This is a genomic window from Enterobacter sp. UNJFSC 003 (assembly GCF_036903355.1).
Taxonomy (GTDB): domain Bacteria; phylum Pseudomonadota; class Gammaproteobacteria; order Enterobacterales; family Enterobacteriaceae; genus Enterobacter.
The window spans coordinates 1-254 of sequence record NZ_JBAKHK010000257.1 but is presented as its reverse complement, the minus strand read 5'-3'; the positions used below and the strand labels follow the sequence as shown (position 1 = coordinate 254).

Annotated in this window: 1 pseudogene; it reads left to right on the top strand. The window is 45.3% G+C overall.

Annotation, left to right across the window (positions count from 1 at the left end):
• Positions 1 to 201: pseudogene (locus V5P19_RS24045) on the top strand (two-component system response regulator DcuR); the annotation flags it as partial.
• Positions 202 to 254: the final 53 nt, after the last annotated feature.

Genomic DNA, 254 nt, shown 5'->3' with positions numbered 1-254 from the left:
CATCAGGACTATGAGTTTTCAACCGACGAGCTGGCTAACGAGGTTAACATCTCGCGTGTTTCCTGCCGTAAATACCTCATCTGGCTGGTCAACTGCCACATCTTGTTCACCAGTATCCATTATGGCGTCACGGGGCGTCCAGTTTACCGTTACCGTATTCAGGCAGAACACTACTCACTACTGAAACAATATTGCCAATAACGGATCGCTGGTTATCTGTAAGTAATAATTATTACCGTAATGCAAAATACCCC